Genomic DNA, 18962 nt, shown 5'->3' with positions numbered 1-18962 from the left:
TGGGGGGAGATGTCCGGCAGGACAGAGGGGCGCGCGAAGGGTCGCGGCGATCCTCATTCTGCAACTACTTTCTGCTTCCCGACATCACCGGCAAATCCCGCGCGAACTCGTCAATCTCCGCCCAGGGATCGCCCGACGTCTCCAGCAGCCCCGGCAGCGACGAAAAGTTCAGATCCTGCGGCGCATCGATCGCCTCCAGATCACCCCAGCTGACCGGCGTCGAGGCGGGCAGATTGGTGCGCGCCCTCAGCGAGTAAGGGGCTGCCGAGGTGTGGCCGCGTGCGTTGCGGTGATAGTCGATGAAGATGCGTTTCTTGCGGTTGTCCTTGCCCATGGTGGTGGTGAAGGTGTCCGGCGCGGTGGCCGTCAGATGCGTTGCGATGGCGCTGGTCGCCTGGTGCAGCTTCTTCCAGTTCTGCTTTTGCGTCACCGGCACCGTGATATGGATGCCGCTGCCGCCGGAGGTTTTTACGAAGGGCACCAGCCCCAGCCCCTCCAGCTCGCCCTTGATGTGGACGGCCGCCTCGACCACCTCGCGCCAGGAAATCCCCTCGCCGGGGTCGAGGTCGAAGACGATCTGGTCGGGCTTGTCGAGGCTTGTGCGGTGCGTGCCCCAGGTGTGGAACTCGACGACGCCGAACTGCGCCAGCGCCAAAAAGCCCTTGGCGCCCTCGACCGAGAGGTAGGATTTGGTCTCGCCCTCGGAATTGGTCGCTTCGAACGTCACCACCGAGGGCGGCATGCCGGTGAAGGCGTGGCGCTGGAAGAAGCAGTCCTTTGGCAGGCCGGTCGGGCAGCGCACCAGCGACACCGGGCGGCCAAGAATGTGCGGCAGCATGAAATCGCCGACCAGCGCGTAGTAGACGGCGATGTCGAGCTTGGTCGGTCCGGTCTTGCCGAACAGCCGCCGCTCCGGATTGGTCACCCAGATGGTGGCGAGATCCGCCTCGGAGATCAGCCGCTTGCGCTTCGCCGACACCGGCGTCGATAGGCCGACATCCCTGAGGCCCTTGAACACAGCGTGGCGCAGCGCATTGTCGGCCGTGCGGTTGGCATAGTGGATGTGGGCCGAGAACAGCGGCCTCACCCAATGCATCTCGCGCATGATTTCGCGCGGCACGCCTTCGGGCGGCGTCGCGCCGGCGGTGAGCGGCTCCAGCCGGGCCAGCAGGTCGGCGGCTGTGTCGCGGTCGAAGCCCGTCCCCACCTTGCCGCGATAATGCAGCTCGCCCTCCTCGAACTCGGCAAGACCGAGCGCCGCGAGCCCCTCGGCGGCATCCGAGGTGGTGTACCCTGCGATGACGAAATCACCGTTTTTCAGCGCCTTGCACTTGGTCCAGCTCTTGCTCCGGCCGCTCTGGTAGATCGCGGTGGCGCGCTTGGAGACGACGCCTTCGAGCTCGAGCTCCGTCGCCTGGTCGTAAAGCCCCTGCCCCGAGCCTTCGACATGATCGGAAAACTGGATGGCGGAGTTGGCGCCCAGCCCGGCGAGCAGCTGCGCCAGCAGCGCCTTGCGCCGGAAGAGTGGCGTCTTGGTCAGATCCCAACCATCGAGATGCAGCAGATCGAAGGCATAGAAATGCAGCTTGCTGCCGGCGCCCTCGGCCAGCGCATCCTGCAGCAGCGCGAAGCGGCTGATGCCCTTGGCATCGAGCACGACGATCTCGCCATCGATGATCGCCTCGCGGCACGGCAATTTGGCGAAGGCATGCGGCAGGTCGCCATAGCGCTTCGTCCAGTCGATGCCGCCCCGGGTGATCAGCTTGACCACGCCGTCACTCAGATGCGCCATGGTGCGGTAGCCGTCGAACTTGATCTCGTGCAGCCAGAGCTCATTGGTGTCTTCGCCATCGGGCGGTTTAGGCACCTGCGTCGCCAGTTGCGGCTCGATGCGGCCGGATGCCGGCGCCTTCAACGCGCCCGGCAGCGTGCCGGGCTTGAGCGAACCCGGCTTCGGTGCGGACTTCGCGGCCGGCTTGGGAACCGCCGCCAGCGCCTCGATGCGCAGCCCGGATTTCACGCTTTCCGGTCGCGCTTCCAGGATATCGAGCTTGGGATCGGAAGCGAGATCGCGTTCCTTGAACAGCAGCCAGTTCTTCTTGCCCTCGTCCTCGCCGGGCTTGGGCTTCAGCCGGGTCAGCATCCAGCCGCCATTGAGCTTTTCTCCGGCCAGCCGGAACTTGAACGCGCCGGTGCTCAGGCTTTTCTCGACATCGTCCATCGGCGCCCACGTTCCCGTGTCCCAGACGATCATCGGCCCACCACCATATTCGCCCTCGGGAATGACGCCCTCGAAGTCGATATATTCAAGCGGATGATCCTCGGTCTCCACCGCCAGCCTTTTGTCGGCCGGATTGAGCGAAGGCCCGCGCGGCACCGCCCAGCTCTTCAGCACATCGCCAACCTGGAGTCTGAGATCATAGTGATCGGCCGTGGCATGATGCTTGTGGACGACGAAGCGGTTGCCGTCTCCCCCCATTGGGCCGGAGATCAGCCCGCCGGCTGGTTCGGGGGTTTTCGAGAATTCGCGCTTGGCGCGGTAGGTTTTGAGTTTGGGAGGGGTGGGCATGGTCAGGCGCGATCGATCGTTGCGCAGAGGGACAACGCCCCCCTCTGTCCTGCCGGACATCTCCCTCTCCAGGGGGGAGATCGTATGTCGCCAAGGCTTTCGCCAATCACCAACGCCGGATGATGTGCAGTTGCATCGAAGCTGCCGATCTCCCCTCTTGAGGGGGAGATGTCCGGCAGGACAGAGGGGGGCGCGAAGGAACTCGACGATGAAGTGCTAGAATCCGGACCGCGGTGCCTCTCGGTGAATATCACGGCATGAATCCCAGGGTCTCCGCGACGTCGCTTCGCGCCTGCTCCGCCCTGGGATGGCGAAAGGAAAGGAGCGGCATGCATCAGGCGCGGCGTCCCGCTGGCACGTTGCGGCCCGTCACGCTCAATCGTCGGTGGCAGGTGTCAACTCAAGCTCGGCGGGGGTCAGCCCTTCCCGCAGCTGGGCGAGCCGGAACTCATCCACCCAGTAAGCCTCGCCATCCACCAGCACGCGCGCGCTATACGCGCCGGCCGAAAAGCTTTGCGCGGTGATGTAGACCTTGTGGCGGTCGAGCGCCTTGCGCACCGCGGCGCGCTTGGAATTCTGGCTGGTGACGGGACTGGCCATGCACGTTGCCCTCGGTCGCCTACACGCAACATGGCCTCTTCTGGTGGCCCGGCGACTGCGGCAAGGATGACGGAGACCGCGAGCTCTGTCAATTTCAAGGGTTCAGGTGGTCCGTGCCGAGGCTGTTTCCAGCTGATAGGGGCACGACCCGGGCCACCCGCCCGCCTTGCGTCCTTCCCAAGACGGGACATCAGTTAGGCGCGTGCGCGGTGGTCAGCTTTGATCAGGATCAACTGGCCAAGGGACCTCGCGATAAAATTTGGCACCTGTCGAATTCAGCCATTGCCGGACGACATTGGTGCGGCGCCGATGAAGCCCGGCGAGCGCCCGTCACTCAAGACCGGACAGGAAAAACACCGCCATGGCCAAGATGCTTGTCATCTACAAGACCCCCGCCGACCCAGCCGCCTTCGACCGGCATTACTTCGACATCCACGTGCCGCTGGCCAAGCAGTTGCCCGGGCTTCACCGCTACGAGATCAGCCAGCAGCCGATCGTGAACGTCACGCAGGGTGAGACGCCCTTCAGGGTGGCGACGCTTTATTTCGACAGCCTGGAGACCATTCGCGTGGCCTTTGCCAGCGAGGTCGGCAAGGCGTGCGCGCAGGACCGGCGCAAACTCGCCGCGGATGATGCCGTGACGATACTGCTTTTCGATACCGAGGCCGTGCGAACAGTCATTTCGCCGGACAAGGCCACAGGCGCATGAACGCTTCCAGCTGCAGCCTGTTCTTGTCGCCATCGGCGAGGCCCGGTTTCTCGGCGACCATGCGGTGCATGATGTCGAGCCAAGGCGTGATCGGCGCGTTGACGTCGATGCGCGGCGGGCACGCCAGCTGGCCCTCGTTCACAGCCTGCAAGCCGGCCTCGTATTCGCCGCGGCAGGCGGGATTGGGACGTTCGCACCGCGCCAGGAATTGTCCCGCCGTCTCCTGCTCATCGGCCCCGGCAGGCAGCACCACGATTGCGGAACAGATCGACAGTAAAAGGATGCGGATCGGCATGCAGCACTCCCATCCGGATCATAGGCCCATCGCGCTGGCGTCAGAAACAAAAACCCGCCGTCTCGCGGCGGCGGGTTAATGGTTGGCGATCGCCTGCCGGCTGATCACTTTATATTTGACGGAACTCCACCCGCTGTGACGCGCGAGAGCTTCTGACGCTTGTCGAGCGTCGGCTTTTCGTAAGTTTTCTTCATGGATATTCCCCAAAGCCCGAAATGGCCGTCGAACGGTGATGCAAATAGCACCGACCTGTCAAGCCAGCGCTAAAATACAGATTCGCGGACCGGAGGAATCCCATCCAAGCTGGCGCCGCCTCTCATAGCCTGTCGCCAGGCGGGAGCCGGAGCCGCGCCGCGTCACGGACCGCGCCAGAACCGCCAGCGCCGGCGTGCCTTCGGCACAAGGCCGTCGAAATCGTCGGGGTTGCCGGCCTCGGCGATGAAGCGCCGGCGCCACGCCTCGTTGACCGCGCCGCGCTGGCGCTGCAGCACCGGCGGCGCCGGCATCGCCGTCAGTGCCACGCCGAGCCGTTCGGCGATCATCCGGCACGCGTCGCCGGCGTCGCCAAGATCCTCATAGACCAGTTCCAGCGGCTCGATCCCGTGGCGCGCGAAGAAGACCGGCCAGCGCGGCTCCGCCAATTGCTTGAGCGCCTGTTCGATGCCTTCGCGTGAATAGACGGCGCTCCCGACCGGCGTGTCGTGATGTTTCCAGGCTTTGTCCTGCATGGCGATGGCCAGCGAGATCGCCTGCCCCAGAAGGTCGCGGCGGCGCAGATACACCCATAGCGGATCGGGGAACCAGTCGCTCAGCCGGACGTCCCGGCGCAGCCAGTCGAAATGCTCCGGAAACAGTTTCGTCGCCACGACGCCGTTGGCGGAGCGCCCCTCGGTGAGCGCCAGGCGGCATCGGTCGGCAGGGGTCGAGCCTGGCATCCGGTCGGGCTCGAAATACTCAGCCGGCTTGCCCAGGCAGCCTGTGCTCGCCATCATCTGGCCGAGCATGGAACTGCCCGAACGGGGCGTTGCCGCGACGATCACCGTCCTGAATGTGTCCCCGCCGGTCATGATGCATCGCTCCCGAGAGTGACGCCCTGGACGGTGAATTGGCGGAGGCCGAGCCGTCGCTCGCGCTCGCTGCCTGTCAAGGCGGTGTCGCGCGAGGGCGCAGTGAAGCGCAGCGCCAGGACATCCGCGAGAAACGGATTCCGGCGCGCCGAAAGCGTCTGGCGCGCTTGTGTCGAAGTTATATCCCACCCCCGCGCGGGCTATGATCAGCCCACCTCAATCCCGCCCAAGTATAAATGTCCCAAATTCCTCAGTCGGCTTGATATCATGATCGCTCAGGTAATGCCGATAGCCAGCCGGCCATTCCCATTGCACCATGCGCATCGCCATCTCGCCTACAAATACGACACCGCGAGAGGCAACTCTCCAAAGGCGCGCCCCCTGGCGTTCAGAAGAGCTGGGCCGGACGCCGTGCGCCCCTTGCCTCAGACATCCTCGCTGTCGAAAATGAACATCTCCGCGCCGCCCGTGGCGAACACCCGCACATCGGCGGCGGCCTTCTGGCCTTCGGCGCTGGCAAAGGCGTTCTGGATGGCTGCCAGGTCATCGAACAGCAAGGTGGCGACCAGATGATATTTTGACGGCCCCGCCGGCGTGACCACCGGCCCGCGGCTGATCTCGTAGCGCCGCAGGCCCGGAATGGTCTTGGCGATGGGAATATGGGTTTCGCGGTAGTAGCGGTCGAAGGCCGCCGCGTCGTTGGGCGTGCCGTACATCACCACAAGGCTGGCCATCATCATCCTCCCGAAAGCCGTTGTCTCCCGGCAGCGTGGCCGCCTTGTGCCGGTTCTGTCAATCCGGGCCCCTCTCAAGCCGCGCCTTGCCAATCCGCGCCTTGCCAATCCGCCCGCCTCGTCAGCAGGCCAGCGCCTTGAGGATGGCCGCCTGGATGGCGGGGGTGATCTCCTGGTCATCGGGCATGTCCGCCGGCACATGATCCAGAACCTGGTCGATCAGGGTGGGTATCCGCTCGCCAAAATCCATGCACAGCTTTGGCCCCTGCCGGGCGGCCAGCGTCACGGCGGCGTCGATCTGGCCAAGCAGATAATTGGTGCAGTCACGCTCCTTGCGGGTGTCCAGCTCGCGGTCGTGGCACATGCCCCAGAAATCGCCGGACTTGACGAGAGTATAGGCCTGCTCCGGCGCGGCGACGGCGGGCGCCACGCTGGGCAAGGCAACAACCAGGACGGACGACAGGACCATGCATCGACGCCGCATCCGCAAACCTCCTCTCAAGCCGGCCGTGCAACCGGCCCGGCACCTTGCAACCCCCCAAAACTGATGGCTGGCGGCAGGGTGTTCGTCAATGCGCTGGACGAACAGGCGGCGGATTTCTACAAGCGGCGAGTCTACAAGCCGCAAGACAGGCGACCGGCATTGCGGCCGCCAAGACAGACGCCCTCCCCTGGAAAGACCGGACATGACCGACGCGATCGTAAGAGACAGCAACGGCGCCGCGCTGAATGACGGCGACAGCGTCACCTTGATCAAGGACCTGAAGGTCAAGGGCACGTCGGAAACAATCAAGCGCGGCACGATGGTGAAGAACATCCGCCTCAACGGCAATCCCGGCGAGATCGAATGCAACACCAAACAGGTCAAGGGCCTGGTGCTGAAGACCGAGTTTGTGAAGAAGGCCTGACCATTGGGCCGGCATCCGGCTCGCTTTGATACCGGGCTGCTATCAGCCGGTGCGCAGAAGGTAAACCTGCTGGCGCGACCGCATTTCGGCCAGCAGCGCTGCTTCATTGGTCATGCCGTTCTGGAACAGGACGAGCAGCGCGGTGGCAAGTATCTCCGCCTCTGGCGACGCCGCATCGTGGCAGCCATCGGCACAGATTTCATCGAACACGCGCTGGAGCATCGCCAGGTCGCAGGGGTAAAGTACGCATTGCTGAAAATACCCGACCATCTCACGCCTCACAAAGGGCAAGAGTACGATCTGCGCTCCCAAGCACCGGCCGCCGCTAGCTAGACCCGATGATGCCAGCATTAAGCAGGCATTCTGGCGCGCCGTCTATTCACTTTGACATAGGGGCGCAAAAAAGCCCGCTATCCGAGGGGGACAAGGATGCGGGCTCTTTAACAATCGATACTTTCCGGTGACCGATCAGACAGACAACCGTCTGACGCGGCTTTGGTTCCATGCCTCCGGGCCCGAAGCTACACCGCCCAGCAGCGGCGAGCCGCCAAGCCTCGCCTCCACGCCTTTCTTACCCCCGGCCTTCACGTCTTCTTACAAGGCCGCGAACAAAACTTACCGATTTGTATGGGAACGAGCCGCCGCCTCGAAGGTTTATCTGCATAACCGCTAAAAAAGGAATAAGTCATGAAAACGCTATTGATTGCGTCCCTGATCGCCGTTACTTCGGCAACCGCTTTCATCGCCCCGGCCAGTGCCGCGAGCCTCATCATCAACCCCGACGGAGCCTATGTCGACCAGAACAATGGCGACAATTATTACCCCCGCCGGCACCGCGATTACTATGATGAAAACGCCCAGTATCAAGGCGACAACGGCTATCGCCGCCATCACCGCCACAATTGCCGTATCGAGCAGGTAGTGCATTGGCGCCACCACCACCGCGTGGTCGAGGAAGTCCGCGTCTGCGGCTGAGCCGGGGATGGAAAGCGGTCTGGCCGGCGCAAGCCGGCCGGATCGCTTTTCGGCGAGGCAAGAGCGTCCCTCTGGAGGGAGGCCAGCACGATATCTTTCAGCAAGCGGCCTGCGCTGGAACCGGTCGGGTTAGCGTGGCGCCGACGGATTCTGCTGGGCGGTGACCTTCGACAGCAACTGACGCTTGCTCAGCGTCGGCTTCTCATAAACCTTCTTCATCGATGTTCCCCAGGGCCCCTAAACGAAGACCGCATGGGGCGCCGGGCCGCAAGTTTTGTCAAGCTGGCGCTAAAATTCCAGCACGACTTTTATCCACTGAAACAGCTAACGCTCGAAGCCATTCGAAGGCCCATCGGAGAAGTGGGCATCCCATCAAGTAGCTCGTGCCTCAGTGCATCGCCCCGGCAAACGCTTCGCGATGGTGGGCCAGGAACGCCGGATGCGGCATTAGTCGAGAATCCTTGGGCCAATGCAAACCTTGGGATTCCGGCCTGAAGAGATTCCGCAATTCGCTGGGCACGCGGTTGTGGGCGACCAGCAGCCGATGGTTCTCGTCTATCGAAATCAGGTGCCTGTCGAACAGCCAATGCACCGTGGCCGATAGCGCGATGCCGTTCTGAACAACGTCCGGGCCGCCGACGGCGACCGGCTTGATGTGGGCAGCCTGAACCTCCGCCCTGCCGCCGCCATTGATGATGCGCAGGCCAGTGACGGCGCATTTATCCTCATAGGCCCGGCAGACCTCCAGCCGGAACGTTGCGTCACGGATTTTTCGGTTCAGCAATATCTGCTCGACCTGACGATCGACCGTCTCGGCGAAGCCTGGCTGTCCAGCAAAACCAGGCCGCGTCGGCAACGGCAGATCCAGGTGAAGGTCAAGATCGAGTTTTCTGGCGTTGGTGGGATCAAGCGTTTCGCTAAGATCGGCTAGAATGATGTCGTCGAAATCCTCCTGCGAGATCGATCGTATCGACTTGCCCTGTATTTCGCGACCGACACGGCTGGCGTCAACCACTTCGCGCAGTCGCGCCTCCGCGTAGCGACCATCCCTGATAAAAGGCACAGGCGTTGGAAATTTAAGATAGTCCGTCACATTGGCATAGTAATGGCCGGCCAGTTCCTGGTCCGGCTCGATATCGGTCACCCGGGCAAAAGCAATGTAAGCTTGCAATCCGCCATTGCGTCGCGGTTCACGATAGAGCACCCAGTCGCCAACCGTATTCCGAGCCGCTTCCAGATGGCGAGCAGGGAAATGGTATCGGCCCTCCTCATCCTTATAGCCAGACTCAGGCTTCACGTCGAAAACGGCTTTCACGATTCCCCCAAGCAGTGCAATTCGAGCTTAGCGAGGTTTTGAGTGTCGCGCGAGATCGCACCCGCCATCATCCCATGCACTCGTGGGCCTTCCCTTTCCGGGCAAAACGCAACACCATCTTCCCGAATCAACGAGACGACGGAAAGTGGATACCCTCTCGACCAGTGAACGCAGCGAGCGGATGGCGCGTATCCATGGCAGGGATACGAAGCCGGAAATGGTCGTGCGCCGGCTTCTTCATGGGATGAACTATCGCTATCGGCTTCATCGGGGCGACTTGCCCGGCAAACCGGACATTGCTTTTGGAAAACGCAAAAAGGCGATTTTCATTCATGGGTGCTTTTGGCATCGTCACGACGATCCGGCCTGTCGGCTCGCTCGCCTTCCAAAATCCCGGCTGGAGTTTTGGGGGCCGAAACTATCGGCGAACGCGCAACGCGATGCGCTCAAGCAAGACGCGTTGGAGCGACTCGGCTGGAACGTACTGGTTGTCTGGGAATGCGAATTGCGGCAGAGTGAACAATTAGAGAACAAGCTGCGCCAGTTCGTGGGGAAATAGCATGAAATCGATCGAGCTCTTCGCGGGCGCCGGCGGGCTTGGAATGGGCGTCAGCCTTGCCGGTTTCGCGCCACAGGCCGTGATTGAATGGGACCGGTGGTGCTGCGACACCATTCGCGAAAACCGGGCGGATGGTGTCGGCCTGGTTGGCGATTGGCCGCAGCCGACCGAGGGCGATGTCCGCGGCGTGGATTTCCGCGAGCACGAGGGCAAGATCGATCTGGTGACGGGCGGTCCGCCCTGTCAGCCATTCTCGCTGGGTGGCAAGCACCGCGCGCATGCGGATTCCCGCGACATGTGGCCTGAAGCGGTCCGGGCGCTGCGGGAAACAAAGCCGCGCGCCTTCATCTTCGAGAACGTGAAAGGCCTGACCCGCGAAACCTTCGCCACCTATTTTTCGCACATCGTCCTGCAAATGACCTATCCCGAATTGGTCGCGGGACCTGATGAGGGATGGGAAAGCCATCTGCGCCGGCTTGAAAAGCACCACACTGGCCGGCGCGGTCCGAGAGGTCTCGAATACCGGGTCGTTCCACGTTCGCTGAACGCGGCGAATTACGGCATCCCGCAGCGCCGGGAGCGTGTGATTTTTGTGGGCTTCCGCGCCGACCTCGACATCAAATGGGCCTTTCCACTGGAAACGCATTCCCTTGACGCCTTGCTGTGGGACCAGACCCAGGGCGACTATTGGGACCGACACAAGGTCCGCAACGCTGATCGCAAGGTTGGGGGTCGGCATTCCGAGCGTGCGGCACGACTCGACGCCAAGCCGAAAACAGCACCATGGCGGACAACGCGAGACGCGATTGGCGATCTGCCGGACCCTGAGCATGAATCGCGCAAGGCCGCCAACCACAACAACCATCGGTTCCAGCCTGGCGCACGATCCTATCCTGGCCATACCGGCAGCCCGCTCGACGAACCGGCCAAGACCTTGAAGGCCGGCGTCCACGGCGTGCCAGGCGGAGAGAACATGCTGCTGCGGCCGGATGGCAGCGTGCGCTATTTCACCGTGCGCGAAAGCGCCCGCCTGCAGACTTTCCCAGACAATTTCCGTTTCCATGGAGCATGGTCCGAAACCATGCGTCAGCTCGGCAACGCCGTGCCGGTGGAACTGGCCAACATCATCGCGCGCAGCGTGAAACGGCACCTCGATTTCGGCGGGTCGGATTTTCTGAAATGAAGGCCTATGTCGAGTTCGAGTTCGACCTTCCAGGCGCCTTGTTGGCCAGACTCATCAAAGTGCTGGACGAACTCGAAACCGCACCGCTCAGCAGGGCGAATCTGCAAGAGGTGCCCGAGGAACAGGGTGTCTATCAGCTTCTGCTCGACGATCGCGTCGTCTATGTCGGCAAGACGGACGCGGAGGCCGGACTTCACAAGCGGCTGGCTCGTCATGCGCGCAAGATCATGTATCGAGTTGGCCTCGATCCCGCACGTGTAAGCTTCAAGGCCGTGCGCATCTTCGTGTTCACCGCGGTCGATCTGGAATCCGATCTCATCCGTCACTATGGCGGGGTAAAGGCGATCGATTGGAACGGCAGCGGATTCGGTTCCAATGATCCTGGCCGAGAGCGTGACACCACCAAGGTGGACCCGAGGAACTACGACGCCAAGTTCCCGATCGATATTGATCGGGAACTTGCTTTTGCCATCGAAGCCAACGAAACGGCGACAAGCGCGCTCTCGCGCCTCAAGGACGCCTTGCCCTATACATTCCGCTACCAGGGGAATGGCGGCCGCAACAGGAAACCCCACGACGATTTCGACACAACCGTGCTTTCCGCGCTAAGCGGACCGCTCACGCCGCGCTCAGCGATCCGGCATGTCGTCGAGGCTTTGCCTTCGGGATGGCAAGCGACCGCCCTTCCCGGCTACATTATTCTTTACAAGGAAGAGCGCGACTATCCCCAAGCCGAGATGATAGCGAATTCAAGGATATAGCTACCCTCTTTCAATGTTCTGAAAGAACCCGGGCATGGCTTTTCTCAGGCGACTATTGATCAATATCATTGCGTTGGCGTTGGCCACCTTCATCGGAATGGTCGCAATAACGCAGGCTGTGTATATCTTTCATGTCGATATCGGGCGGCAGCCTATGGGACCGCTGGTCTTTGGGTTTCTTGTTTCGCTTATTGTTGCCGCGGCTGCGCCAACAACGGCGTTCCTGCCAAGGTTTCTCGTGTTCACCGGCATCTTCATCGCCGAATTGGCGCTGTCCATCATCTTTGCCAATGCGATGCTGCACATGATCAACGTCTACTGGGGCGGAAATGTAGACGCGGCCAAACCTTGGATATATGTCGGGGTCTTCATTCCCATCATAATCTGCGTGGCCAGCATTCTGGTGCTTCGCCGGTTTCGGTCACCAAGCCCAACCGACGTCGATGTCGATTGGGCTCGTTAGCCAACAAACACTAGCTCCCCCAGGCTGCGAGCTTCCATGAGACTGGAGTAAGGAATTCGTTGCCGACGCCCCCTCACCCCACCTTCCTCCCCAGCATCATCCCGTAGTGCACCGCCAGCAGGTCCAGTCCCACCTTCAACATCTTCGTCACCACATCGCGGCCCTCGCCGGTCTGCTCGGCCAGGCTCTTGATCGAGCCGCCGGCGCAGCACACGGCCTGCACCACGGCGGCCACCTCCCAGTGGGCGAGCGCTCTTGTGGCGGCGGCATGCGCGCGGCCGGCGTCGAGCACGCTGTCGGCTATGCCGCCGCCTTGCCGGCCACCGTCGACGCGCTCTGTCCAGCGCATCGGCTTGACGCTCGCCTGCTGGCTGCACTGGAAATCCGCGCGGTAGCGCTGGCCGGCTTCCCTTTGCTGGCCCGATAGCGAGGTGATGCCAAGCAGCGGGTCGACATTGCGCACCCGCACGATGCCGCCGGTGGCGGTATGGCCGTCATTCGACACCTCGTAGACGCGCCGCGCCTCCTGCGTGCCGGCCACCCAGCCGCTTGCGGCCATGGGCGTCGTCCCTGAGCGCGAAATCATGGCCGATCTCCTTGCGGATGCGCACCTGCTCGGCCTCGCCCTTGGGCAGTTTCGGCGCCTGCGGTTTGGTGGGCTTGGCGGTTTCTTGCTCATGGGTGGCTCCTCGGTTGGGGTGGTTCGAAGGGGTATTGGAGGATTTTGGGTTCGGGCGATCGATGCCCATTTTGCTGCTTCGATCGCGCAGGGCTGGCGCTGCCCCTCATCGCCCTGCCGGGCGTCCTTCTCCCCGTCTAGAGACGGGGAGAAGGACGCCGTCGCCGATGATTTCGCCAATCGCCAGCGTCAGCAGAATGAGCATCGCGGTTGTGCTCTATCTTCTCCCCGTCCCTATACGGGGAGAAGGTGCCGGCAGGCGGATGAGGGGCAGCACCAACCGAACAAGGAATGTGACGGCAAGCATGTTCACCGCCCGCTGGTCCTCCCCGCCGATTGCGCCAGCGCCCCCGCCGCCCTTCTCGCCAGCAGCTCGCGTATCGTGCGGCGCTCGCGCACCTCGATGCAGAGCTGCGCGCTGGAGGGGCAGAACTGGGCGTTGCCGGCCTTCACCTCGCCGCGCATGAAGCGCTGGATGGCGCCCTGCAAATCAGCAAGCTCGGCATCCTGCACCGAAGCCAGGTAGCCGCGCATCTGCATCTCCACGTCAGCGAGCGCGGACTGCGGGAAGCATGAGAACATCGCCGCCAGCGCCTTCGTCGCCTGCTGCAATTCGGCTGCGGTCATGGTTCAGGATCTCCTCGATGATGGTGTTGGCGGCGTCGGTGTGGGTTTTGGGCTGATGCCAGCCAGGCGGTCTGGCAAAAGCCGGAGGCTTTTTGCTCGATGAACTGGACGATCGCCGTGCGTTTTCGGCGGCGTTTTCGCTTGATGAGCCCGAAGATCGCTGCGCGATCTCGCTTGATGAGCCCGAAGATCGCTGCGCGATCTCGGGGGGATGGCGCCCAGCAAAAGCCGAAGGCTTTTTGCCGGAAAAGCCGCAGCTTTTTTCGTCTGGTTTCTGGACTCTGGAAGATGCTCCGGCAAAAAGCTGTCATTTGCCATGCCAGACCCGCGCGTTTTCAAGGCCTTGGCCGCCCCGCCCAGCGCTCCGGCGGCGGCCCTCGCCTCGCTTTTCACCAGGCTTTTGCGCAGCTCCTTCGTCAGCCGCTTGTGGCTGATCTCGCCATTGGCGCGCTCGAAGAAGTCAGGAGATCGGCGCTGATAGCCCGCCATTTCTTCAAGGACATGCGCACCACGCGCGACAGTTTCACGTCGTCGTCGGGCAGCGTGCCGCCGGCGTTCCACATCGCCATCAGCATCAGCATGTAGGCGCCGATCTGCTCGGTGGAGAGCTGCAAGGTGTCGCCGACGAAATCGGAGACATAGAGCTGCATGAAGGGCCGCTCGCTCATCGCACCGCCTCCCGCATCGCATCGGCCGGATTCAAGCGTTGGCTCATGGAACCACCGCCGCATTTCGACGTTGTGTCGCGTCGAAGGCATGAGCCTGATGCCCGCGAGGGATTGGCGGACAGGTTTGTGCATGAATTCAATGTGTTGGAGCGTGTCGCGTGCCCGTCGGCGCGCGCGCCGCTGCATGAGAGGAGGCTCCCGACGATGACGACATTCCACCCGATTACGCTGCGATTCTGCGACAACAAGACCATGCTGGTCGGCTCGGTGGCCGAGGCTGCCACGGCGCTTGGCCAACAGTGGCCGGACAAGACCAGGCTGAGCTACCAGGCCGCCGCGCGGCTGGTGGCGCTCGCCGTCGACGGCACCTGCAGCCAGCGCCCGGCCTTCGACGCCCTCACCAGGGCGGCGAGCGAACAGGGCCTGCTGGTGAGGAAACCAAGGTCGCGCGCCAATGAATGGCTCGACGCCGCCAGCCCCTGAAACCCGCGAACCGGCCAGCAAGCCCGCCGACAATGTGATGCAACCACTCGGCCCGGTCGCACGTTGGGCCCGGTGAGGGTTCGCATAACAAGGGAGAAAAATGCCTTGGGTACGATGAAAACCAGCCTTACGGTCAGGGTTTGCCTGGACGGGCAGGCCGAAGATATCGAAAACGTCAATCATGCCTCCGATTTCCTGCAGCGCTGGCCGATCGAGCGTCGCGGCCATGTCTACCGCACCGCGCTGAACGCCTGCAGCGCTGCGATCGCCGCGCAGGTCTCGGCTTCCGATGCCATGAAGGCCTTCGCCGGCTTCGCCAGGGTCAGCGGCATTCTGGTGCCGAGCGGCGAAGCCATGGTGCTTGAGCAGCGGAGCGTGCAGATCCGCATGCCCAAACAAGGCCGCCATATGTTGAAATAGGCGTGTTGCGCCGCAATGCATGGGCCGTGTCTTTCAAGTCAGCCGGTTGGGCAAAGCCTGGCCGGCGGTTTTGTTTTTGGGTGGTAGAAGGTGCCAGCGATGACGAGCACTGCTCGCCGGCAGAAGGATCGAGCGCTAGCGCTGACGCCCCCTCTCCCCGTCATTATACGGGAGAGGGTAAGGGTGAGGGGCGGCGCTGACGGTTGGGAATGAAGACTCATCGCGCCACGAAATCTCGCCTAACCTACTGAATAAGCTCGCAGCGCCGGCGCCGCCCCTCATCCGCCTGCCGGCACCTTCTCCCCGTATAGGAACGGGGAGAAGGGAAGCACTCCACCGCATTACCCCAACCCCGCCCGCTCATTGGCCAGCAGCGTGCGGCGGTGGTCGTGGAAGCGGGCCTGATGATAGACGCAATAGCTCTTCTGCGCCTTGGTGCGCAGGCCGCAGCACAGCATTTCCGGCCCGGGCCGCGCGCCCGTATCTTCATTCTCCGGCTCCTCCGCCAGCGTCAGGTCCAGCGGCGCGCGGCAGCGGGAAAACAGGCAATCCATGAAGCGCATGGCGGCGACCTGCGGCGGGCGTCCGGGGGTGACGGAACGTGGCGCCGGCACTTTCAGGCGAAAGGCCTCGCCCTCCGGTGCCAGCCCGGCGTCTTGCAGGAACAGGCGCGGCGGCAGCCAGGCCGGCGGCGGCAATTTGTGATGCCTGGGAGGCCTGGACGTACCAGGCGCGCCCTGCCCCGGCTGCAGCTCATTTCGCTTGGCCAGCCCGCTTTGCGTGGCCAGCCCGCTTTGCGTGGCCTGCCCGCCCTGCGTGGCCGGCCTGCCCTGCGTGGCCGGCCCGCTTTGCATGGCCCGCTTGCCATGCCTGGCCCGCTTGGCAACGCTGCCCGCAAATCCGTCCTGCGTCGCTGCTGCCGCCAGCTTGCGTGGCCGTCCGCCCGACCTGCCACCCTTGGGGTTGGCGAAGCCGATGCCGCGCAACGCCGTGTTGCGATGGACGATGCCGATGATGGCATTACGCGACACGGCACTGCCCCGCAATGCGCTGAAGCGGGTGGCGATCTTCGAGGCGGAGAGCCCGTCCTTCAGCCAGGCGGCAATCTCGCGCAGTTCGGGGTCGGTATAGGCGCTCACGGTCTTCATCCTTGTTTCGCGCAGCCTCCGGCCGCGCCGAAAGACGCGGGGAAGGCCCATGTTGGGGTTCAGCCGGCGTCGGGGCCGGCGGGTGTCAGCCTTGGCCGCCGCCCGATCAGGGAGGCGTGTCACCGGGGCCCAGGGCGGCTAGCCGAAACGCGGCCTCGGCCTGAGCCACCGTGGCGGCGGAAACCGCCCTGCCCGTGCGCCGGTCGAACAGGATGACCGTGCCGTCCTGCGTGCGGATGCATGACCTGCCCGCCCGCCCGCCGTTGGCGGCTGCGCGCGATACGCGCCAGGCGGAGTGGTCGCGGCAAAAAAGGGGGCCGGAGTCGAGGGGAGCGTCGGCTCCGGCCGTTCCGGTCGCCGGTGACGGGCGAACCGGACCCGAGGCTGCGGCATGCCGCCCGGACCCGGCTTGCGGGTGACGGCATGCATTGGAGGGAGCCTCGGGCTTCGCCCCGGCCGGGGAGGAGGACAGCCGGGGCGGAAGGGAATGGGGTCGGGTCATGCTGTTCATGCGGCATCTCCCGTCGGGTCGACCATTGCGCGGTTTTGCGCGCTGCTCCGGGACACGGCACTTTGGGGCGCCGGCCCAAAGATGTCAGGGCGCAGCGCATGGCGGGACACGCCGGTGAACTGCTCGACCTCCAGCACGCGGCGCGCCGGCACATCCTGCCACTGCAGCACGGCGGACGGCGTCACCCGTAGCAGCCGGGCCAGCGCGCTGGCGCTTCCGGCCCGCTGAAGGGCAAGATCGAGTGCGGACAAAGGGCGGAGCTTCTGCATGACCAAATATAAGCATAACTCAAAAATATATGCAAGCGATTCTTTCATGGACGAGAACCGCTTTCATCGCTCACATGGCGCCATGGCGAAGACGGAACTGTCGATCAAGGTCGGGGCGGCGATCCGCAAGGCGCGCAAGCAGCGCGGCATGGTCATGCGCCACATCGCCGAGCATAACGACACCGATGTCGCCGCCGTCGGCAACTGGGAAACCGGGCGCAATTTGCCCAAGACCGAGAACCTTTTGAAGACCGCCGCCTTCCTGCGCGTCGACCCGGTGGCGCTGGGCAAGGGCGAGGTCGTGTTCCTGGAGGATACCGGCCTCGTGGCCGATGCCGAGATCGTCACCGATGCCGCCCCCCTGCCCTCAGGCTCGATGGACATCGAGGTGCTGGGTGCTGCGGTCGGCGGCGACGATGGCGATTTCACCTTCAACGGCGAGCCGGCCGGCTACGTCCAGCGCCCGCCGGGCGTGCGCAACCTGCCAAAAGTGTTCGCGCTGCACGTGCTCTCGGATTCCATGGTGCCGCGCTACGAGCCCGGCGACCTCATCTATTGCGGCGGCCGCGACGCCGTGCCCGGCGACCACGTGGTGATCGAGACGTTTCCGGAAGAAAACGAGCGCAACGGCAAGGCCTTCATCAAGAAACTGGTCAAGCGCACCGCCGCCGAACTGGTGGTCGAGCAATACAATCCGCCAAAGACGCTGACCTTCAACCGCTACGCCATAAAACACGTCTGGCGAGTCATCCCGCTCAAGGAACTGCTGGGCTATTGAGGGCATTGCGCGCCCGCGTTGTAAATTTTTCGCAAAAACTTTACAACGGCTTGAATTCCGCCATCTCGACAGCTACAGTTGTACATAATTTGCAAAAAGTTTACAACCGAGCTTCGAATGAAAGAAGTCGATATCGTCTACAGGACCATGTTCGCCGAGCTTGATCAGCGAACCTTCGACGCGGCCTTCGCATCGGATTTTTCCAGCGATGGACTTTTCGTGAAGCAGAAGTCCAAGAACCAGGAATTCTGGTATTTTCAGACCAATGTCGACGGAAAGCCTGTCAGGAAATATGTCGGTCCCAGTTCCAGCAAGGAGATAGACGACCGGGTCAAAACATTCAAAGAGCTGAAGAACGACCTGAAGACCCGCCGCAAACTGACGTCGACCCTCGTCAGGAATGCTTACCTGCCCGCCCCGGAACGATTCACCGGCGATGTCGTGGCCGCGCTCTCAAATGCCGGCCTGTTCAGACTCAGGGGCGTCCTGGTCGGGACGGTCGCCTACCAGTGCTACCCCGGCCTTCTCGGAATTCGACTGCCGTCAACGGCCATGCAGACGGGCGACGCCGATTTCGCGCAGTTCCATTCGATTTCCGCCGCCATCGAAGACAGCCTTCCGCCGATACTGGACGTGCTCAAGGCGATCGACCCGACCTTCCGCGATATTCCACACCAATCGGACGGCAAGTTCAGCACCCAGTTTGAGAATGCCGGGAAATTCAGGGTCGAGTTCCTGACCCCGAACACGGGGAGAGAAGAACATTCGGGGCGCGCGGCAAAAATGCCGGCGCTGGGCGGGGCCGCAGCCCAGCCCCTCAGATTCCTCGACTTCCTCATCCAGGATCCGGTGCGCACCGTCATGCTGCACAAAAGCGGCGTCCCCGTCACGGTTCCCGCGGCCGAGCGCTATGCGGTCCACAAGCTGATCGTCAGTTCACGGCGACGCAACGATACGTCGGGCTATGCGAAGCGCGCGAAAGATACGCTGCAGGCCGCCTCCCTTGTCGAAGCCCTGGTTCAAACCCGGCGCCACGGCGACCTCGCCATGGCCTTCGCCGAAGCCTGGAACCGAGGCCCTTCGTGGCGCGAAGGGATTTCCACAGGCCTATCCTATATCGAGGACAACAAGCGCGGTCTTGTGGAGGACGGACTTCGAAAAGGCTTGCTTGAGATCGATGAAGATCCCAGGGACTTCAGCCTAGCTTCCTGAAGACCAACCCGGCCAGCACTTCGGACGTT

Annotated in this window: 27 protein-coding genes; 11 read left to right on the top strand and 16 right to left on the bottom strand. The window is 63.1% G+C overall.

What is annotated here, in order from left to right:
- Nucleotides 1-64: 64 nt before the first annotated feature.
- Complete coding sequence (ligD, locus tag LGH82_RS29535; RefSeq protein WP_227349723.1) at nt 65-2569, bottom strand: DNA ligase D; 2505 nt, start codon at nt 2567-2569, stop codon at nt 65-67.
- Nucleotides 2570-2944: 375 nt separating this feature from the next.
- Nucleotides 2945-3169 (bottom strand): hypothetical protein, encoded by a 225-nt coding sequence (locus tag LGH82_RS29530; protein WP_227346058.1) that lies wholly within the window; start codon nt 3167-3169, stop codon nt 2945-2947.
- A 361-nt stretch (nt 3170-3530) separates the two neighbouring features.
- Between LGH82_RS29530 and LGH82_RS29525 the strand changes: the two genes are divergently transcribed.
- Nucleotides 3531-3878 carry an EthD family reductase gene (locus LGH82_RS29525; RefSeq protein ID WP_227346057.1) on the top strand — a complete coding sequence of 116 codons (348 nt, stop codon included), beginning with the start codon at nt 3531-3533 and terminating at the stop codon, nt 3876-3878.
- Here the strand turns inward: LGH82_RS29525 and LGH82_RS29520 are convergent.
- From LGH82_RS29520 to LGH82_RS29505, 4 genes are all read right to left on the bottom strand, one after another.
- Nucleotides 3847-4173, bottom strand: coding sequence for a hypothetical protein (locus LGH82_RS29520; protein ID WP_227346056.1), 327 nt, complete (start codon nt 4171-4173; stop codon nt 3847-3849). The two genes, LGH82_RS29525 and LGH82_RS29520, sit on opposite strands and share 32 nt — an antisense overlap.
- 356 nt (nt 4174-4529) lie before the next feature.
- Entirely contained in the window at nt 4530-5240 is a 711-nt protein-coding gene (locus tag LGH82_RS29515; protein ID WP_227346055.1) for a Stf0 family sulfotransferase, read from the bottom strand.
- A gap of 425 nt (nt 5241-5665) precedes the next feature.
- Nucleotides 5666-5974, bottom strand: a complete 309-nt coding sequence (locus LGH82_RS29510; RefSeq protein WP_227346054.1) for an EthD family reductase — start codon at nt 5972-5974, stop codon at nt 5666-5668.
- A 121-nt stretch (nt 5975-6095) separates the two neighbouring features.
- Entirely contained in the window at nt 6096-6458 is a 363-nt protein-coding gene (locus LGH82_RS29505; protein ID WP_227346053.1) for a hypothetical protein, read from the bottom strand.
- Between the two features lie 202 nt (nt 6459-6660).
- On the opposite strand from LGH82_RS29505, the gene LGH82_RS29500 reads away from it, so the two are divergent.
- The gene (locus LGH82_RS29500) at nt 6661-6882 is read left to right on the top strand and encodes an alkylphosphonate utilization protein (protein WP_227346052.1); all 222 of its coding nucleotides are present in this window, start codon (nt 6661-6663) and stop codon (nt 6880-6882) included.
- Between the two features lie 42 nt (nt 6883-6924).
- Here the strand turns inward: LGH82_RS29500 and LGH82_RS29495 are convergent, their stop codons facing one another.
- A complete protein-coding gene (locus tag LGH82_RS29495; RefSeq protein ID WP_227346051.1) occupies nt 6925-7152 on the bottom strand; it encodes a hypothetical protein in 228 nt (75 codons plus the stop codon).
- 417 nt (nt 7153-7569) lie between these two features.
- On the opposite strand from LGH82_RS29495, the gene LGH82_RS29490 reads away from it, so the two are divergent.
- Nucleotides 7570-7857 (top strand): hypothetical protein, encoded by a 288-nt coding sequence (locus LGH82_RS29490; protein WP_227346050.1) that lies wholly within the window; start codon nt 7570-7572, stop codon nt 7855-7857.
- 129 nt (nt 7858-7986) lie between these two features.
- Here LGH82_RS29490 and LGH82_RS29485 read toward each other — a convergent pair whose 3' ends face one another.
- Nucleotides 7987-8076 carry a putative RiPP precursor gene (locus LGH82_RS29485; RefSeq protein WP_227346049.1) on the bottom strand — a complete coding sequence of 30 codons (90 nt, stop codon included), beginning with the start codon at nt 8074-8076 and terminating at the stop codon, nt 7987-7989.
- A 169-nt stretch (nt 8077-8245) separates the two neighbouring features.
- A complete protein-coding gene (locus tag LGH82_RS29480) occupies nt 8246-9172 on the bottom strand; it encodes an HNH endonuclease (protein WP_227346048.1) in 927 nt (308 codons plus the stop codon).
- Nucleotides 9173-9317: 145 nt separating this feature from the next.
- Between LGH82_RS29480 and LGH82_RS29475 the strand changes: the two genes are divergently transcribed.
- The 4 genes from LGH82_RS29475 to LGH82_RS29460 are packed head-to-tail and all read left to right on the top strand — an operon-like array spanning nt 9318 to nt 12138.
- Nucleotides 9318-9731: a very short patch repair endonuclease gene (locus tag LGH82_RS29475; RefSeq protein WP_227346047.1), complete on the top strand. Its 414-nt coding sequence runs from the start codon at nt 9318-9320 to the stop codon at nt 9729-9731.
- Nucleotide 9732: 1 nt separating this feature from the next.
- Nucleotides 9733-10914 (top strand): DNA cytosine methyltransferase, encoded by a 1182-nt coding sequence (locus LGH82_RS29470; RefSeq protein WP_227346046.1) that lies wholly within the window; start codon nt 9733-9735, stop codon nt 10912-10914.
- The gene (locus tag LGH82_RS29465) at nt 10911-11675 is read left to right on the top strand and encodes a GIY-YIG nuclease family protein (RefSeq protein ID WP_227346045.1); all 765 of its coding nucleotides are present in this window, start codon (nt 10911-10913) and stop codon (nt 11673-11675) included. The genes LGH82_RS29470 and LGH82_RS29465 overlap by 4 nt, the downstream gene beginning before the upstream one ends.
- A gap of 34 nt (nt 11676-11709) precedes the next feature.
- A complete protein-coding gene (locus tag LGH82_RS29460; protein WP_227346044.1) occupies nt 11710-12138 on the top strand; it encodes a hypothetical protein in 429 nt (142 codons plus the stop codon).
- A gap of 73 nt (nt 12139-12211) precedes the next feature.
- Here LGH82_RS29460 and LGH82_RS29455 read toward each other — a convergent pair whose 3' ends face one another.
- The 5 genes from LGH82_RS29455 to LGH82_RS29440 all read right to left on the bottom strand — a co-directional run bounded on the left by LGH82_RS29455 (nt 12212) and on the right by LGH82_RS29440 (nt 14112).
- Nucleotides 12212-12724: a DUF6456 domain-containing protein gene (locus LGH82_RS29455; protein ID WP_413771405.1), complete on the bottom strand. Its 513-nt coding sequence runs from the start codon at nt 12722-12724 to the stop codon at nt 12212-12214.
- Nucleotides 12633-12887 carry a hypothetical protein gene (locus LGH82_RS33755; protein ID WP_413771404.1) on the bottom strand — a complete coding sequence of 85 codons (255 nt, stop codon included), beginning with the start codon at nt 12885-12887 and terminating at the stop codon, nt 12633-12635. Before LGH82_RS33755 ends, LGH82_RS29455 begins: the two co-directional genes overlap by 92 nt.
- Before the next feature lie 239 nt (nt 12888-13126).
- On the bottom strand, nt 13127-13444 hold the full coding sequence (locus LGH82_RS29450) for a hypothetical protein (protein WP_227346043.1): 318 nt from the start codon (nt 13442-13444) through the stop codon (nt 13127-13129).
- Between the two features lie 3 nt (nt 13445-13447).
- Nucleotides 13448-13933 (bottom strand): hypothetical protein, encoded by a 486-nt coding sequence (locus LGH82_RS29445; protein WP_227346042.1) that lies wholly within the window; start codon nt 13931-13933, stop codon nt 13448-13450.
- Complete coding sequence (locus tag LGH82_RS29440) at nt 13861-14112, bottom strand: YdaU family protein (RefSeq protein WP_227346041.1); 252 nt, start codon at nt 14110-14112, stop codon at nt 13861-13863. Before LGH82_RS29440 ends, LGH82_RS29445 begins: the two co-directional genes overlap by 73 nt.
- Before the next feature lie 204 nt (nt 14113-14316).
- On the opposite strand from LGH82_RS29440, the gene LGH82_RS29435 reads away from it, so the two are divergent.
- Entirely contained in the window at nt 14317-14595 is a 279-nt protein-coding gene (locus LGH82_RS29435; RefSeq protein ID WP_227346040.1) for a DUF982 domain-containing protein, read from the top strand.
- A 114-nt stretch (nt 14596-14709) separates the two neighbouring features.
- A complete protein-coding gene (locus LGH82_RS29430; protein WP_227349722.1) occupies nt 14710-15015 on the top strand; it encodes a DUF982 domain-containing protein in 306 nt (101 codons plus the stop codon).
- Nucleotides 15016-15356: 341 nt separating this feature from the next.
- Here the strand turns inward: LGH82_RS29430 and LGH82_RS29425 are convergent, their stop codons facing one another.
- Nucleotides 15357-16154, bottom strand: a complete 798-nt coding sequence (locus LGH82_RS29425) for a GcrA cell cycle regulator (protein ID WP_227346039.1) — start codon at nt 16152-16154, stop codon at nt 15357-15359.
- Nucleotides 16155-16670: 516 nt separating this feature from the next.
- The gene (locus LGH82_RS29420) at nt 16671-16991 is read right to left on the bottom strand and encodes a transcriptional regulator (protein ID WP_227346038.1); all 321 of its coding nucleotides are present in this window, start codon (nt 16989-16991) and stop codon (nt 16671-16673) included.
- A gap of 34 nt (nt 16992-17025) precedes the next feature.
- Here LGH82_RS29420 and LGH82_RS29415 point away from each other — a divergent pair, with 34 nt between their 5' ends.
- Together LGH82_RS29415 and LGH82_RS29410 are read left to right on the top strand one after the other, a co-directional pair.
- On the top strand, nt 17026-17721 hold the full coding sequence (locus LGH82_RS29415; protein WP_227349721.1) for an XRE family transcriptional regulator: 696 nt from the start codon (nt 17026-17028) through the stop codon (nt 17719-17721).
- A gap of 117 nt (nt 17722-17838) precedes the next feature.
- Nucleotides 17839-18933, top strand: a complete 1095-nt coding sequence (locus LGH82_RS29410; RefSeq protein ID WP_227346037.1) for a GSU2403 family nucleotidyltransferase fold protein — start codon at nt 17839-17841, stop codon at nt 18931-18933.
- Nucleotides 18934-18962 lie beyond the last annotated feature (29 nt).

This window comes from Mesorhizobium sp. PAMC28654 (assembly GCF_020616515.1).
Classification (GTDB): domain Bacteria; phylum Pseudomonadota; class Alphaproteobacteria; order Rhizobiales; family Rhizobiaceae; genus Mesorhizobium.
The sequence above is the reverse complement of the archived record's forward strand: the minus strand, read 5'-3'. Positions and strand labels throughout refer to the sequence as shown.